The following is a 15,568-nucleotide window of genomic DNA, read 5'->3' as shown; positions in this document are numbered from 1 at the left end:
TAAGTTTGTTACATATAGATTCAAATATATCTATTTATTACTTAATATCCAGTAGTGTAAGCCAGTCTACTATTCTCGCCCAACTATAACCTGCGCTGCTTCCCACAGATCCTTTACCTGCAGCGGGTAAGTTTCCGGAGCATACTTATCTCCTACCAAGATTGCCTTCACGCCTACTTTCTCGGCAGCTTCCAGGTCGCGCATCGAGTCGCCGACCATCCAGCTTTGCGTTGGTTCAATGTAATAGCTGGCCATTGCACGCTCCAGCATCAGGCTATCAGGTTTGCGCGATAAGGACTCGCTATAGTTTGGGTGCGATGGGGCGTAGTAGATAGCATCAATCAGGTTATTGCAGCTTTGTTGTAGTTTCTGATGGCAGGCCATTACATCATTTTTGGTAAAAAGGCCTTTGGCAATACCGCCTTGGTTGGTAACAACTATAAGCAAGTACCCATGCTGTTTCAGCAATGCCAACGCTTCCGGCACGCGCGGCAGCACTTCAAAATCTTCTAGTCTGAACGTATAATCACCCCGCTCGCGGTTTAGCACGCCGTCCCGGTCCAGGAACACGCATTTCTGATGTGGCATAAAACTATAGCTGATTTTAAATGCTAAAATAGAAAATAAAGCGTTGGTTGGGAGTATAGTTTCTGCCTGCCAGTCGTAAAATACAGTATAGGCCCCGCAGAAAGTATAAAAACCGGATTTACAGTAGGAGTTATTAGAGTTACAGAGGCGCACGTATGAGAGTGGCGATTATAGGAGCGGGAATTTCGGGTTTGGCGCTGGCATATTATCTTCAGAAGCTGGGTATCCCTTATGATCTTTTCGAGGCAAACGAGGAAGTGGGCGGTAACATCCGGACTATAAAGGAAAGTGGTTACCTGCTGGAACTGGGCCCCAACTCGCTTCAATATACCCCCGAACTTCAGATGCTGGTCAGAGAACTGAAGCTGGAGCAGCAGGTGATTCCAACTGCCCGGGCAGGGCACCACAGGTATGTGCTGCGTAACGGCAGCTATGAGAAACTTCCTACCTCCCCTTTTGCCCTGCTCTCAAATTCTGTGTTCTCCTGGAAAACCAGGCTGCGTATTTTGCAAGAGCGGGATATACCACCCGCCGACATCGACTACGAAACTATAACCCAGTTTTTTGAGCGCCGCTTCGGTCCCGGGGTACTCGAGTATGTCGTGCATCCGTTTGTAACAGGCATTTACGGCGGCGACCCTTCCAAACTATTGGTACACAAGGCATTTCCGCTGCTCAAGAAAATGGAAGCTCAGTATGGCTCTGTACTAAAGGGGTTAATGAAACAACAGGACTCCCCATTTTCTTATGCCAACATATCGTTTGTAAGCGGCATGCAAACACTGCCTAACGCTATCGCTGAGAAACTGATCTCGTTGCATACCGGCCTGCATGTAGAGATGATCACACGTAACCAGGGCAAGTACATTATCAGTTGTGCCACCACCGGCGACTACGACACCGAAGAATATGATATGCTGGTGCTGGCGCTGCCTGCGCTGCCTGCTGCCGAATTGCTTCACTTTACTTTCCCGGGCATGTCGGCAGCTTTACAGAACATCCATTACCCGCCCATGGCAATAGTGCACTCTGTTTACAATCGCAGCGATGTCAGCCACAAACTGGACGGATATGGTACGCTTCACCCCTCTGCAGAATGTCCGTTTGCGGCAGGCTCTATCTGGTCGAGCTCGTTGTTTGATGGCCGCTGCCACCCGCACGAAGTCCTGTTCACAAGTTTTGTTGGGGGCGCGCAATACGAATCTAACGCACTGACCGACAAGGATAAACTACTGGAATGCGTGCACAAAGAATTAGCTTTAACCCACGGCATAACAACAGATAAGCCTGTGTTCCAGTCGGTGCACCAGATGGAGCATTCTATACCGCAGTACGACCTTTATATTGAAGATGCCCACCACATGGCAGCACAACTGGAACAGGACGGCTTATTTATTGCAGCTAACTGGCAGGCAGGGGTATCGGTTCACAGTTGTATCAGACACGCCAAAGAACTCGCGCATAAAATTAATTTGAAAAGGCCCGCACCTTCAATAGCTGAATAGCTATATTTGCGGTATGAAAGAATCGTTGGTGATCGTCCCTACTTACAACGAACGGGAGAACATTGAAGCAATAATCCGTAAAGTGATGTCGCTCGAGCACCCCTTTCATCTCCTGATCATTGACGATGGCTCTCCTGACGGTACTGCCAATATCGTACGCGAACTGCAGCCAGAATACCCGGACCGCTTATACCTCGAAACCCGCAAAGGCAAATTAGGGCTGGGCACAGCTTACATCCACGGTTTTAAGTATGCGTTGCGCAACGGTTATGAGTACATTTTTGAGATGGATGCCGACTTTTCGCATAACCCCGACGACCTGATCCGGCTTTATGAGGCCTGCGCCGTAGATGGTTACGACATGGCCATAGGCAGCCGCTACATACAGGGTGTGAACGTGGTAAACTGGCCAATGAACCGGGTGCTCATGTCGTGGTTTGCGAGCTGGTATGTGCGTTTGATCACAGGCATGCCCATCGCCGACACCACAGCCGGATTTAAATGTTACCGCCGCAAGGTCCTCAAAACTATACAGCTCAATAAGATCCGCTTCGTAGGCTACGCTTTCCAGATCGAGATGAAATTCCTGACCTACAAGTATGGTTTTAAAATAAAGGAAGTGCCTATCATCTTTACTGACCGCACAAAGGGACAGTCTAAAATGTCGTCGGGCATTTTTAAAGAAGCAGTGCTGGGCGTTCTTAAAATGAAAGTGAACAGCTTTTTCCGTCACTTCGACCGTTATTAAGTATCCGGCTGCATTTCGGCAGAAAATAGCTTTACCCTACTATATCTAATAGCAAAAAAAGTATCTTTACCTGATCATTAGCTGCCAGTTAATTATAACTAAGGTAGCTTTTGCGTATTGTTGTGCAGACCACTTACTTATGGATAATATATATTTCTGGATCATTTTTAACGTTTTTGTGCTGATCATGCTTGGTTTGGACCTGCTGGTATTCCATCGTAAAGCACACGAAGTTAAAATAAAGGAAGCCCTCGGGTGGAGCGCCTTCTGGATCGGACTGGCAATGGCCTTTAACGCACTGATCTACTACTTGGAAGGTTCTGGACCTGCGCTGGAGTTCTTAACCGGCTACCTGATCGAGAAATCGCTGAGCGTAGACAACCTGTTCGTCTTTATCCTCATATTCAATTACTTTAAGGTTCCTGCCAAGTTTCAGCATAAAATTCTGTTCTGGGGTATATTAGGGGCATTGATCTTCCGTGCCATTTTCATCCTGGTTGGGGTCACGCTGATCGCTAAATTCCACTTCATTATTTATATCCTGGGTGCCTTCCTGGTATTTACGGGTATAAAAATGGCTTTCTCTAAAGGAGATAACGAGCTGCACCCTGAGCAAAACCCGTTTATAGTCTGGATCAGCCAGAAGCTACCTTTTACCAAAACCTCGGTGGGCGGTAAATTCTTTACCAGAATTGATGGCAAACTATACGCTACACCGCTGTTCCTGGTATTGATCATGGTAGAGACAACCGACATTGTTTTTGCTGCTGATTCTATTCCAGCTATTCTCGCCATCTCTAAAGATCCATTTATAGTTTATACTTCCAACGTATTTGCCCTTTTAGGTTTAAGAGCCCTGTATTTTGCACTGGCAGGTATCATGCAGCTGTTCCATTACCTGCACTATGGCCTGTCGGTAATCCTGGCATTTATCGGCTTTAAATTAATTCTAAGCGACATTTACCACATCGATATGCGTATTGCCTTGGGCGTGGTTGGCGGTATTCTGGCTATCTCTATTATTGCTTCGCTGATGTTCCCTAAAAAGGAGGCACCGGTGCCTTTACCACAGGATTTTGAAGAGAAAAAGGAAGACGAAAAAAAATAAATCAGCCTGTAAAATTGCTTTTGAAGAGATTTATAGTTTTAATTGCAGCGTAATTCATAACAAATGACACTATTCTGTACATATCTGTTTACCAATATTTCCAAGGTCCAGCTTCGCGGGGCTCTGGTGGTAGACCATTGTGTATAGTATACTTATACCGTATTTGGACCATTAGGAGCCCCGCTAAGCAGCGGGGCTTTTTTGTTTTATACCCATTTGCAAACCAATTAAAAACAAGGCTAACAAGCCGATTTATAACAGTTAAATTATTTTATGTACAGTCATGAGAGCAAGTAAAACAACCATCAGCGCAGCACCGCAGTCCAGCTTCAGGAATGCAAGCGGACTGCCCGTGCTGATTGCTGGCCCATGCAGCGCCGAAAGCGAAGCCCAGATCCTTGAAACCGCCAAACAACTGCAAAATCTGCAGAACGTCACGATTTTTAAGGCCGGTATCTGGAAATCGCGCACACGCCCGAACAGCTTTGAGGGTGTGGGAGCTGCTGGCTTGCCATGGCTGCAGAAAGCAAAAGAACAGACAAACATGCGCCTTGCCGTAGATGTAGCCAATGCTCAGCAGGCAGAGGAAGCGCTGAAACACGGCATCGACATCCTTTGCCTGAACGGCCGGGTAACGGTGAACCCATTTGCAGTACAGGAAATTGCCGAAGTGCTGCGCGGAACTGCAACACCTTTGCTGGTAACTAACCCGGTTTACCCGGACCTTGCCCTTTGGGTTGGCGCTTTCGAAAGGCTGGCACAGGCTGGTTTAACCGACCTGGGAGCGGTGCACCGTGGCTTCTCAGGAAAGAACAAAGAACTGCTGTACCGCAACCAGCCTGAATGGGAGACAATGATGCAACTGCGCAAAGAACTGCCGGAGCTACCTATCCTATGCGATATCAGCCATATTGCCGGCAAACGCAGCCTGCTATACCCGGTTGGGCAGCGCGCCCTCGACCTGGGTGTAGATGGCCTGTTGCTAGAGTCGCACATAAGCCCGGCTACTGCACTAAGCAGCCAGCAACAGCAGCTAATGCCGCAGGAACTGGATGTATTGCTAAATGCTCTGAAAACCCGCGTAAAGCTGAGCGAGACAACCGAACTAGTAGAGCACCTGGATGCCATGCGCCGTGAAGTGGAGACACTGGATAAGCAGCTTGCAGAACTGATGTTGCACCGCACCGCAGTTACCAACCAGATGAGCAGCTTTGGATTGGGTAGTGCACCTGCGGCCACCTTGCTGGGTAAAAAGCACGAGCAACTGGCAGGGCTCCTGCAGCCAACTATAAAAACATTGCAAGGGCTGGGTGGTAACGAGCATAGCAGTGCGGTGGCCTAAGCTATAGTTTACCTAAACTCGGAAGAAGTATTAATTATAAGCTAAAATGCACGTTTTCCGGAGGTTGTGTGTTAAGTTGCAACATCATCCGAAAAACAAGAAAAAAGATATGAGTACTCCACTTTCACGTTTCCGCGCAGTAGCCATTTACGAAGGTTATTCTTACCTGATACTGCTTTTTATAGCGATGCCGCTGAAGTATATCTTCGGAATTCCGGAAATGGTTAAGTATGTAGGCTGGGCACACGGTGTGCTGTTTGTGGCGTATGTAGCTTTACTGGCGCAGGTATTTTTTACTGAAAAATGGTCAATCCTGAAAGCTATAGTTGCCTTTATACTTTCGCTGGTGCCATTCGGTACATTTTACCTGGATAAAAAGCTGAAGCAAGAAGAAGCAGCCAAACTGGCACAGAAACGCGAAAAGCAACTTGCTTAAGCTTTACTTTTAAACTATAAAAAAAGCGCCTGCTATGTTAAAGATAGCAGGCGCTTTTTTTATAGTTTGGTTTCTTAGTTGCTGATTATTCTGACACCGTTACGGCCGTTCATTGGGTTCATGTGCTTGTTAAGTGAATAGGTAAAGCTCAGCATAAAATACCTCCCCAGTGAGTTCATAGTTGCCCGCTCCACAAAGTTAAGATTAGCTGTCTGTGTTACGCCGGTATCTTTATCCAGCAGGTTTTGCGCTGATAGTTTTAGTTCGCCGCTTTTGTTCTTCAGGAACTGCTTGGCCAGCGCAACTTCCAGCAAGGGTATAGTTTGGCGGAAGTCCTGTCTTTCGTTGTCGTAGATATAATAACTATAGTTACCGCTCAGGTTAAAGCTTTTGGGCAGGTAAATATTCGTCTCAGCACTATAGGTTTTGTTAAAGAAACGCTGGCTCTGTGCATCTCCCAGCTCCGACACTGTGCTCTGGAATGTCCAGTTGGTTCTCAGGCTCAGGTCAAATTTATCATCCAACCTGTACTCGTAACGCACATTCCCACCTAAAGACCGGATCGTAACATCTGCCTCCTGCTCGTTAAACATGCTGATCATCTGCTGCTCGTTCAGGTTGGTGCTGAAATTGAAACGGCTTTTCCATTTCTTTATCGGGAAGCCAAAATTGGCAAACAGGTTCATGGAAAGGTTATCATCAACGTTTACCGGCTGCAAGGTGCTCACGCCCTGCTCTGAAAAAGATTGAGCAGTTATGATGGCATCTTTTGTGTACGTCGCATTCGCCATCAAAAAGAAGTTGATGAACCTAACAGGGTCAAAGGTGTTGAAGTCGGCGCGCCACTGATGCGAGTAGGCCGGTTGCAGCGCCGGGTTACCGATGTAAATGCTGAGCGGGTTCCGGTTATCCTGTATAGGTTGCAACTGCTGTATAGTTGGCTCCTGCACAAATGTATCGTAGTTCAGACTCAGGCTCTTACTGGAAGTAAAGTTATAGTTGAACTGCGCCGTTGGCAGCACATTATAGTAGTCTTTGCCAACCCTTCTTTTCAGGCTATGCAGTTCCCCTGCCAGATCCGAGTACTGTAATGCAGAACCGAAAGTTAAATTATATTCCCTGCGGTTCAGCTTAAAGTTAAGGCCAGCTTTATGATACTGGTAATTGCTGCTGTACTTGTTGGTCAGCTCTGTATTTGCTTCCCGTCCGGCATCATCCAGCAGGTCAAATACTTTACGGTCAACACTGTTCAGGTTCAGTTTATAGTTATAGGTTGCTTCCAGGTACTTCCGATTACCCAGTGGCTCCGTGTAAGACAGGTTTGCATCTAATGTGTTGTTATCGCTTTGCTGCTCGCTCTGCTGGCGCGTGGTTTCCTCTGTGCCGTTACTGAAGGTTAACTTATAATCCAGGTCTTCAAGCGATTCGTTATCGCCGCCGGCAAAGTTTGTGTTAAGCGAGATCGTTCTGCCTTTTTTTGCAAAGCGGTGGCGAAGCAACAGGTTGGTATTGAAACTATAGCCACTGTTATCGGCAATGGAATTACTATATCCCTGGTTCAGGAGTTGCTCCGAGCCGGCAGCTATAGTTCTGCTGGTACGGCGGTCATCCTGAAAGCTTTTGTTATAGGCAAGGTAGCCGTTTAGTTTAACAGAATTTGCAGAATCAAGTTTATGATCGATGCTGAAGTTGCCCCTATGATTGGTTCTGCTACTTTGCTGCAGGGTGTTCTCGTTTAGCTGGAAATTCTCCCGGTCTGTCCAGATGCTGTTCCGCTCCAGGTTACGACGCATGTCCTGTGCAACGTGGTTCAGGAAATAGCTGCCGTTGGCTTCGGTGTTTTTGCCAAGCTGATTATTGAAATTAAGCCCACCGGCATACGTATCTACCAATCCGTTGGAGCGGCCGCCAAAGTTTAACGGTACGCCATCCATGTTATCAGAATTGATCACGATGCGGCGTGCTCCTCCGCCGCCCTGCATGCCACCACCTGTAAAGCCCATGTAGTCCTGGAAACCAAAGCCCTGCTGCCCCACATTATTAGCCATTCCCAAGAAAGACAACTGGTTTCCTTTGCTAAACCGGTTCAGGCTTGCCTTGCTCTCGTAACGCTCATCTGTGCCGGCCCCGCCCATTATTTTACCAAATGTGCTGTTACGACGATCCTCCTTCAATGCCAGGTTTATCGTTTTCTCACGCTTGCCGTCGTCTATACCCGTAAATTCTGCCTGGTCTGATTTTTTATCGAACACCTGTACTTTCTTAACTGCATCGGCCGGAAGATTTTGGGTGGCAAGCTTTGGGTCTTTGCCAAAAAACTCTTTGCCGTCTACTGTTACGCGCTGTACTTTCTCGCCCTGCACACTAATAGAGCCGTCGCTTTCTACCTGCACTCCTGGCAGTTGCTTCAGCAGGTCCTGCACTACAGCGTTAGGTTGCGTTTTAAAAGAGCTTGCGTTATACTCAATCGTATCCTTCTTTATCGTTACAGGGCTCTGCTCTCCTTTTACCAGCACCTCGCTCAGTTCATTCGACTTTGGCTCGAGGGCTATAGTTCCCAGGTCCAGCAAGGTGCCATCGGCAGGCGGTGAAATTTGTTTAAAATAAGGTGCAAAGCCCATAAAGGTGATCTTGAGCAGGTAGTTTGCCCTGTTCACGCCCTTCATTTCAAAATGTCCATCGGCATTGGTAGCGCCGAAGCTAACCAGTGCTGAATCGGTGGGTTGCAATAGCAGCACAGTGGCAGATGGCAAGGCACCCGAAGCTTGATCGAGCACACGGCCTTTAACAGTAAATTTCTGCGCATAGGTTAGCTGGCTGGTAAGTAGCACCAGAAGCAACAGTATCTTTTTCATAGTTTTGTTCTGTTAGCTTTAGTTGTTGAATCGTATTGTTCTGCCGCCTTCACGATTCATGCGCTCCCGCTGCTCCTCTACCTGCTTGCGAAACTCTGCTGCTGTTACTGCCTGCCCCTTAACCGGTTCTTTCAGCTCATTTTTCTTTAAAGGCCTTGTCTCTACCCTAATGGCTGTTAAGATACGCTCACCTTCGTTTACATCTACCTGCAAAACCGTGCCAGGCAGGTTGTTGTAAGCATCCGGCCCCAGGTATGGTCTCAACTGTTCGGTATACCAAGCTGTAACCAGCTGCTGGTTATCGTTTGTATAGTAGGCTTTTTTGCAGATATATCCCTGAATGGTTTTGGTTTCGGAGCTGAATTTCCATGGATTGATTCGGATAGAATCCTGGATGAGGTAATTCTTGCCCAAGAACTCGCGGTAACTTACTACTTTCTGGGTGCTGCTGTTGGTGTAAGTTTCGCTGTAAGGTGTGCGAACCATGATGCGTACGCCACCGCTACCCGCTTCCATATCATCTTCCTCATCCTGCACCGGTGCGTAAAGTGACTCCTGGTTGTTAAAGAGCAGCTGCATTTTAGAGGTGCGGAACTCAGGAAGCATATTTTTCATGTTCTCCTGATCGGCTGACAGGCCACGGTGCATGTTTTGCTTTACCTCGTAGGTAATGACACTCTCTTGTTGCTGTGCTACTGTGCCAGACCAGAACAGGCAGGCCACTACAATTGTAAATATCTTATTCATAGCTTCTTTTTTATGTAAAAATAGAAGCTACCTGCACACCGTATAGTTAAGGTTTGTTAAAGTATAGTTAAAGAAATGTTAAAGTGTAGAAGTTACCTGCTATGATGGCTGTTTTTCCGCTGTGGCCTTGCGTGCCGACGCCTGCGCAATAATGCTGGCCACAACCAACTGCAGCGCATGATAAAGCATGATTGGCAACAGAATTATCCCGACCACATTCGCATCCGGAAAGAGTACCTGGCTCATAACCGTGCCATGCACCAGCGATTTTTTAGAACCGCAGAAAACTGCCGTAATGTTATCTTCGCGGTTGAGGTGCAGCAGTTTACCTATGCCTGTAATGATGCCGTATACTGCAAAGAACAGTACCAACATTCCCCCTCCCAGGCCAAGCAAGTTCACCATGCTCAAACCGCCAAACAAATCGCGGGCATACGACTCGCAGAACGAAGAGTAAACTATAAGCAGAATAATGCTCTGGTCAAAAAAGCGGACGCGGGCCTTGTGACGTTCTGCCCAGCTGCCAAAGCGCTTATGTAACACAATGCCAACTATAACCGGCACCAGCACCTGAAGCACCAGTTTCAGCATCACATCCTGCATGTCTATAGTTGCCGAGCCTGTTGTTAAAAACACCCCCATCCAGAGCGGCGTAAGAAACACCCCAACCAGGCTCGAAATACTGGCATTAAAAATAGCTGCCGGTATGTTGCCACCCGCCACCGAAACCATGACCACTGACGATGAAACCGTTGAAGGCAAAGCCGCCAGGTAAAACACACCCAACCAGATCAGATTTGAACTATCGGCATTAACCAGCTGCATAACCAGCAATATAAGCACCGGGAACAACACAAACGTGCTTAGCTGCACAAGCGTATGCAGTCGCCAGTTGCTCAGGCCAGCTTTCAGTTTTTCGGGACTCAGGCGCAAACCATAAAACAGGAAGATAATCGTAACGCCCACATCGGTAATAGTACCAAGCGCCAGCGGACCATCCTTTAACCCTACCTGAGGCCACAGGTAAGCCAGTACAATCATCAGCACCAGCGCCAGCAGAAACCAGTCGAGACCAATGCGGTTAGCCAGCTTATTGGCACGCGGTATCAGGCCCATTACGTTATCTGTGGTGCCGTTATTTTTCTCAGGTGATTTCATGGTGCAAGTATAAGCAGGTGTGGCCGCAAACTATAACGGCCCTGCTGGTTTTGCGGGCCGTTATAGTTTGCTATAGTTGCTTTTAAAAATCGAGCAGGTCTATCGTTTCCAGTTCAAACTTCGAAGTATCGTCTTCCAGCTGAGTGGTATCCGGGGCTGTTACAATCAGGTCGCGTGCCCGGCCGTATAGTTTTACATTCGGGTACAGGTTTTCGTATTCTGCTTCCGTTATCAGGCCGCGCCGGCGCATAATACCACCAATAAGCCTGTAATAATAGCCTTTATGGCTGCGCAGGTTTCCATAACTATCGAAAGATGAGCGATAACGTTTCGGGCTTGGGATAATGCTTGTCAGGAAGATGGCTTCGGCCAGGTTCAGTTCATCAGGTTGCTTGCCAAAATAGAAGCGTGACGCATCCTTGGCACCGTATACATTTGGTCCCCACTCAATTATATTGAGGTACACTTCAAACATCCGGTTCTTCGAAACCAGATTCAGGTTCTCGATCAGCCAGACAATAATGGCTTCTTCTACCTTACGGGTTATTGTTTTATGGCGCGTCAGGAAAACGTTCTTTACCAACTGCATCGATATGGTACTTCCCCCACGCACAAATTCTCCTTCTTTCAGGTTTTTGATAATTGCCTGCCGGAATGCTTCTTCATGAAAACCTTTATGACTATAGAAACCTGCATCTTCGGCAGTAAGAATAGCATTGCGCAGATAAGGCGAAATCTGGTTGATAGGTGCGAAGAACGGGTTAGACGGCCCAACAGTGAACGTACGTACCGGCTTGCCATACTCGTATACTGTATGCACAAATGATCCCTTTATCTTTTCGATATTGGTCTTGCCCCACTGCAGGATCTTAAAGTCTTTTGATGCATCCAGGTCGGAGTTGAACTTCAGGCTATCCAGTTGGTCAAAATTTACATGAAAGCTCATTTTGTACTGTAGTTCGCCCTGCGCTTTTATGCCTTCCAGGTTCTCAAACAGTCCCGGCGGCAGTGACTCGAAGAAATCATTTGCTGGTACCGATTCTGTTTCAATTTTCAGGTCAATGATCTTGGATGGCTTAGGCTGGTAGCTGGCTGTAACATTGGCGATGGCTTTGTTTACCCGAACCCGCGTGCCTTCATCTATCGAGAAATAGTTCTGCCCAAGCGTTACCACATATTCAACAGCACCTTCATTTACATATACATCTTCGGTGGCAATTCTCGGGTGGTTCACCACCAGGTTCTTCATTCGCCCCTTCCCTTTTATTGTCAGGCGATCGCGACGGTAAGTCTTATCTTCCAAGCTCAGGTACAGGGTATCAAACCGGGCAGTTCCGCCAAACTTTTCTTTCAGGTAAGGCACCTGTATGCCAGAGGTATCGGTAGCAAAAATACTGGCTGAAATGTTGTAGTCGCCAGGGTTTATAGTTCCGCGTACCAGCATGTTATTCTCGATGCTATCCATCTGCACTGTCAGCTGCGTCTCTATTCTGCCATCATCCATCTTCAGAAAAGGCAGCTTAACATCAACTATGCGGTGTGGTGAGGTGTACGACATGTTTAAGTTGCGGAAATCCACTTTGTCGGGCACGTTGTCGAAAGCAGTCTTGAGTACCCTGTTCAGCAGCTCGCCATAGTTGCGGCCTTTGTTTCCGGTAGTATCTGCAGGGGTTGCATCACCTGATCTGAATAAAAACGAGAAGTTGTTCACCTCTCCGTCTTTTTTGGCTGTAAGATAGCCGTCAGAAACTTCGAGCTTATTAAATACGATACGCCCTTTAAGAATGGACTTAAGGCTGACCGTGGCGTGTACGCTATCGGTTACGAACAAAGTGTCACGCTCCAGCGGAACCAGTGATATGCCGCGCAGCACAACCGTGTTTAGGTCTGTAAACCGTGCTTCTTCTATCTTAAAATCTACGGGATAACGTCGTTCGATCCTTTCCTCTATTTTACTGATCGTCATTTCAAGCAGCTGGCTCCTGAAAATTACCAGCAACACCAGTAGCACAAGCAGCAACGACACAAAAATGCCGGCCCCAATTAGTATCTTTTTCTTCAATCGCTGATCCAAAATATTCGCTGCGAATTACGCTAATAAGATTCAGTATCTAAAATAAGTACACAGATATTCTGCTACCCTTAACGATACGGTTTTTTGTGTAGTTTATGTTTTAACCACACATACGGCCGTGCACTTTTTTAGATATAGTTATAGCCTTATACTTCTATAGTCCCATTTTAATAAACTAGAAAGTGTCGGTTTTAATTGTGTTGCAAGTGGCGTGCTACGCCTTTCCTGATTATCTTTGAACAAAAACTGTACCTACCCATGAACCTGACATCGCTTACTGCCCTATCGCCGGTAGATGGCCGTTACCGCCGCAACACAGCTGAGTTAGCTGGTTTCTTTTCGGAATTTGGCTTGATCCGGTACCGCGTACTGGTAGAAGTAGAATATTTTATAGCCTTGTGCGAACTGCCACTGCCGCAGCTGCAGCAGGTAGATAAAGCCCTGTTCCCGCAGCTGCGCGCCATGTACGAGCAGTTTACGGAGCAGGACGCTCTAACTATAAAAGAGACTGAAAAAACCACTAACCACGATGTTAAGGCGGTAGAATATTTTATAAAAGATAAGTTTGATGTACTGGGCTTAAGTGAATATAAAGAGTTTATCCATTTCGGGCTCACTTCGCAGGATGTAAACAACACAGCTATCCCATTATCAATGCGAGAAGCTGATGAATTGGTGTTACAACCTATGTACCAGCACCTGCATAATACTTTAGTGGAACTGGCACAACAGTGGAAAGCTATCCCGATGCTGGCTCACACGCATGGCCAGCCGGCATCGCCTACACGCCTGGGCAAAGAGATTATGGTATTTGCTGAGCGCCTTGAACGACAGCTAGAGTTGCTGCGCCAGGTACCATTCTCTGCTAAATTTGGCGGAGCCACCGGTAACTTTAACGCCCACCACGTAGCTTACCCAACTATAGACTGGCCTGCGTTCGGAAATAAGTTTGTACAGGAGAGTCTTGGCCTAAGCCGTAGCCAGTACACAACCCAGATAGAACACTACGATAACCTGGCTGCTTACTTTGATGGCCTGAAACGCCTGAATACCATCCTGATCGATTTTGCACGCGATGTATGGCAATACGTATCGATGGGTTATTTCAAACAGAAGATCAAAGCTGGTGAAGTAGGTTCGTCTGCCATGCCGCATAAAGTCAACCCAATCGACTTTGAGAATGCAGAAGGCAACCTGGGCATAGCAAACGCTATTTTAGAACATCTTTCGGCTAAGCTGCCTATTTCCCGCCTGCAGCGCGACCTCACCGACTCTACCGTACTGCGCAATGTAGGCGTGCCACTGGCGCATATTGTTATTGCGTTAAAATCGCTGGAGCGTGGCATTGGTAAACTGGAACTGAACGAGCAGGCCCTTACGCACCACCTGGAAGAGAACTGGGCTGTAGTTGCCGAAGGCATACAAACCGTGCTGCGCCGCGAAGGCTATCCGCAACCTTACGAAGCGCTGAAAGCACTGACCCGCAAGAACGAGAAAATCACGGCACAAACTATAGGCACTTTTATAGATAGCCTGCAGGTGAGCGAAACTATAAAAGCAGAGCTGAAACAGATTACTCCTTACTCGTATACCGGCGTAGATCTGGTATAACAAGGAGTAAGCAACTATAAAAAAGAAAGCCCCTGCACTTGTAATTGCAGGGGCTTTCTTTTTTATAGTTTACGCTATTCGCAAACTATACTGCGGCTAACAACTTTGCCATTGGTTATCTGTATTTGGCTGCCTGCTTCGTCGTACAGTGTACAGTTAAACTCGGCAGTCACCAACATCAGGGATTTCTTATCAGCAGTATTTACGTTTACATCCGTTACCATGAAACTGCTGTTGTTCTGGTCAGCGGTGCCATAATCCGTACTCCATACTTTGCCATCTATATCTGTGTACCTGATCACAACACCATCTGCCATTGGAACATCAGCGTAGGTTTTCAGGCGGCCAAAACTATAGTTGCCTGTATGCAGCATGGCTTTGCTTTTATCGCAGTTTGTCTTGCAGGAAGTGCGCTGTTCTATAAATGCTATTTGTATCGATTTCCTGACCTCATTATTCCTGGCAAGCTGCACTTGCTGTATCTCTGCGCAGCCTGCAGTAGTAGCTTCTGTTTGCACAAATGCTTTGCTTACGTAGCCATCTTTTCCTTCCGGCAGCAGCAACATTTTGCCGTTCATCTCAGCCTCGAAATACAACCTCCCGTCAGTTAATACAAGATCAACATCATCTTCTGAGTCGCAGCTACTAAAAGCGAACATGCTACACAAAGCAAACACAGTGGCGGTTAAAAGTTTTGTTTTCATAACTTTTTGGTTTTAGATTTTAGATTAAACCTACAACGCCCAGCCCTTATTTATATTATATTATTACTATATTAAATCACAACAATGTTACTATAACGACCGTAATTCCGCTTTAATTTCAGAGGGCTATCCTGCCGGGGAAAGCTCAAAATCAAGCATCGATTTTATATTAAATAAACCGTTTATCGTTTAATAGATAAATCAGGTATAGTTCGGCTCCTTCTTGTGCAGCCTATGGAAAAGTATTTACCTTACGCAGTCCTGCTTTTACGTATCAGCTTAGCATTTACTATGCTGGCTGCTGTTGCAGATAAGTTGGGGTATTGGGGTGAACCTGGCACTGCAGGTGTATTGTGGGGTGATTGGGACGCATACATTGATTACGTTGCAAAACTACTACCATATCTGTCCGGGGGTTTGGCTGAGAAAGCCGGGACAGTATCTACGTTGATTGAATTAATGCTGGCGCTGATGCTTTTGTTCGGCCTGAAAGTGAGATGGGCTGCGATAGGTACAGCGGCATACACCTTTGTAACTGCTGCACTGATGCTTCTATCCCAAGGACCCAAAATCCCTCTGAACTATAGTTTGTTTGTAGTTCTTGCAGCAGCGCTTTTACTGGCCTGCTGCCCCATCTACAAGTTTACATTACACGGTGTTAAAAAGCGAAGTACCTATCATCCCTATTAATT

The 15,568-nt window shown here is 46.9% G+C and carries 13 protein-coding genes; 7 read left to right on the top strand and 6 right to left on the bottom strand.

All coding sequences use genetic code 11. The annotated features are described in order from the left end of the window. Positions 1-69: 69 nt before the first annotated feature. Complete coding sequence (locus GXP69_RS04825) at positions 70-588, bottom strand: D-glycero-alpha-D-manno-heptose-1,7-bisphosphate 7-phosphatase (protein WP_163913017.1); 519 nt, start codon at positions 586-588, stop codon at positions 70-72. A gap of 155 nt (positions 589-743) precedes the next feature. On the opposite strand from GXP69_RS04825, the gene hemG reads away from it, so the two are divergent. The 5 genes from hemG to GXP69_RS04800 all read left to right on the top strand — a co-directional run bounded on the left by hemG (position 744) and on the right by GXP69_RS04800 (position 5,727). Beyond that, complete coding sequence (hemG, locus tag GXP69_RS04820; RefSeq protein ID WP_163913015.1) at positions 744-2,093, top strand: protoporphyrinogen oxidase; 1,350 nt, start codon at positions 744-746, stop codon at positions 2,091-2,093. Between the two features lie 13 nt (positions 2,094-2,106). Continuing rightward, a complete protein-coding gene (locus tag GXP69_RS04815) occupies positions 2,107-2,841 on the top strand; it encodes a polyprenol monophosphomannose synthase (protein ID WP_163913013.1) in 735 nt (244 codons plus the stop codon). Between the two features lie 139 nt (positions 2,842-2,980). Beyond that, a complete protein-coding gene (locus tag GXP69_RS04810) occupies positions 2,981-3,949 on the top strand; it encodes a TerC family protein (protein ID WP_163913011.1) in 969 nt (322 codons plus the stop codon). Between the two features lie 283 nt (positions 3,950-4,232). Further along, a complete protein-coding gene (locus tag GXP69_RS04805) occupies positions 4,233-5,291 on the top strand; it encodes a 3-deoxy-7-phosphoheptulonate synthase (protein ID WP_163913009.1) in 1,059 nt (352 codons plus the stop codon). A 109-nt stretch (positions 5,292-5,400) separates the two neighbouring features. Beyond that, positions 5,401-5,727, top strand: coding sequence for a DUF3817 domain-containing protein (locus tag GXP69_RS04800; RefSeq protein WP_163913007.1), 327 nt, complete (start codon positions 5,401-5,403; stop codon positions 5,725-5,727). Between the two features lie 74 nt (positions 5,728-5,801). On the opposite strand, the gene GXP69_RS04795 is transcribed toward GXP69_RS04800, so the two are convergent. From GXP69_RS04795 to GXP69_RS04780, 4 genes are all read right to left on the bottom strand, one after another. After that, positions 5,802-8,582 carry an outer membrane beta-barrel family protein gene (locus tag GXP69_RS04795; RefSeq protein ID WP_163913005.1) on the bottom strand — a complete coding sequence of 927 codons (2,781 nt, stop codon included), beginning with the start codon at positions 8,580-8,582 and terminating at the stop codon, positions 5,802-5,804. A gap of 18 nt (positions 8,583-8,600) precedes the next feature. Beyond that, complete coding sequence (locus GXP69_RS04790) at positions 8,601-9,329, bottom strand: GLPGLI family protein (protein ID WP_163913003.1); 729 nt, start codon at positions 9,327-9,329, stop codon at positions 8,601-8,603. 99 nt (positions 9,330-9,428) lie between these two features. Then, a complete protein-coding gene (locus tag GXP69_RS04785) occupies positions 9,429-10,487 on the bottom strand; it encodes a bile acid:sodium symporter family protein (protein ID WP_394367351.1) in 1,059 nt (352 codons plus the stop codon). 82 nt (positions 10,488-10,569) lie between these two features. Then, positions 10,570-12,549, bottom strand: a complete 1,980-nt coding sequence (locus GXP69_RS04780; RefSeq protein ID WP_204281927.1) for a biosynthetic peptidoglycan transglycosylase — start codon at positions 12,547-12,549, stop codon at positions 10,570-10,572. Positions 12,550-12,819: 270 nt separating this feature from the next. On the opposite strand from GXP69_RS04780, the gene purB reads away from it, so the two are divergent. Next, positions 12,820-14,172: an adenylosuccinate lyase gene (gene purB / locus GXP69_RS04775; protein ID WP_163913002.1), complete on the top strand. Its 1,353-nt coding sequence runs from the start codon at positions 12,820-12,822 to the stop codon at positions 14,170-14,172. A gap of 74 nt (positions 14,173-14,246) precedes the next feature. Here the strand turns inward: purB and GXP69_RS04770 are convergent, their stop codons facing one another. After that, the gene (locus GXP69_RS04770) at positions 14,247-14,876 is read right to left on the bottom strand and encodes a hypothetical protein (protein WP_163913000.1); all 630 of its coding nucleotides are present in this window, start codon (positions 14,874-14,876) and stop codon (positions 14,247-14,249) included. A gap of 234 nt (positions 14,877-15,110) precedes the next feature. Between GXP69_RS04770 and GXP69_RS04765 the strand changes: the two genes are divergently transcribed. Further along, positions 15,111-15,566, top strand: coding sequence for a DoxX family protein (locus tag GXP69_RS04765; RefSeq protein ID WP_163912998.1), 456 nt, complete (start codon positions 15,111-15,113; stop codon positions 15,564-15,566). Positions 15,567-15,568: the final 2 nt, after the last annotated feature.

It is taken from the genome of Pontibacter burrus (genome assembly GCF_010686685.1).
In the GTDB taxonomy this organism is placed as follows: domain Bacteria; phylum Bacteroidota; class Bacteroidia; order Cytophagales; family Hymenobacteraceae; genus Pontibacter; species Pontibacter burrus.
Note: the sequence above shows the minus strand (reverse complement) of the source record. Positions and strands in the feature narration are given on the sequence as shown.

Coding starts and splice junctions, on each gene's coding strand:
- GXP69_RS04825 (WP_163913017.1), bottom strand. CDS start 588: ATGCCACATCAGAAATGCGTGTTCCTGGACCGGGACGGCGTGCTAAAC.
- hemG (WP_163913015.1), top strand. CDS start 744: ATGAGAGTGGCGATTATAGGAGCGGGAATTTCGGGTTTGGCGCTGGCA.
- GXP69_RS04815 (WP_163913013.1), top strand. CDS start 2,107: ATGAAAGAATCGTTGGTGATCGTCCCTACTTACAACGAACGGGAGAAC.
- GXP69_RS04810 (WP_163913011.1), top strand. CDS start 2,981: ATGGATAATATATATTTCTGGATCATTTTTAACGTTTTTGTGCTGATC.
- GXP69_RS04805 (WP_163913009.1), top strand. CDS start 4,233: ATGAGAGCAAGTAAAACAACCATCAGCGCAGCACCGCAGTCCAGCTTC.
- GXP69_RS04800 (WP_163913007.1), top strand. CDS start 5,401: ATGAGTACTCCACTTTCACGTTTCCGCGCAGTAGCCATTTACGAAGGT.
- GXP69_RS04795 (WP_163913005.1), bottom strand. CDS start 8,582: ATGAAAAAGATACTGTTGCTTCTGGTGCTACTTACCAGCCAGCTAACC.
- GXP69_RS04790 (WP_163913003.1), bottom strand. CDS start 9,329: ATGAATAAGATATTTACAATTGTAGTGGCCTGCCTGTTCTGGTCTGGC.
- GXP69_RS04785 (WP_394367351.1), bottom strand. CDS start 10,487: ATGAAATCACCTGAGAAAAATAACGGCACCACAGATAACGTAATGGGC.
- purB (WP_163913002.1), top strand. CDS start 12,820: ATGAACCTGACATCGCTTACTGCCCTATCGCCGGTAGATGGCCGTTAC.
- GXP69_RS04770 (WP_163913000.1), bottom strand. CDS start 14,876: ATGAAAACAAAACTTTTAACCGCCACTGTGTTTGCTTTGTGTAGCATG.
- GXP69_RS04765 (WP_163912998.1), top strand. CDS start 15,111: ATGGAAAAGTATTTACCTTACGCAGTCCTGCTTTTACGTATCAGCTTA.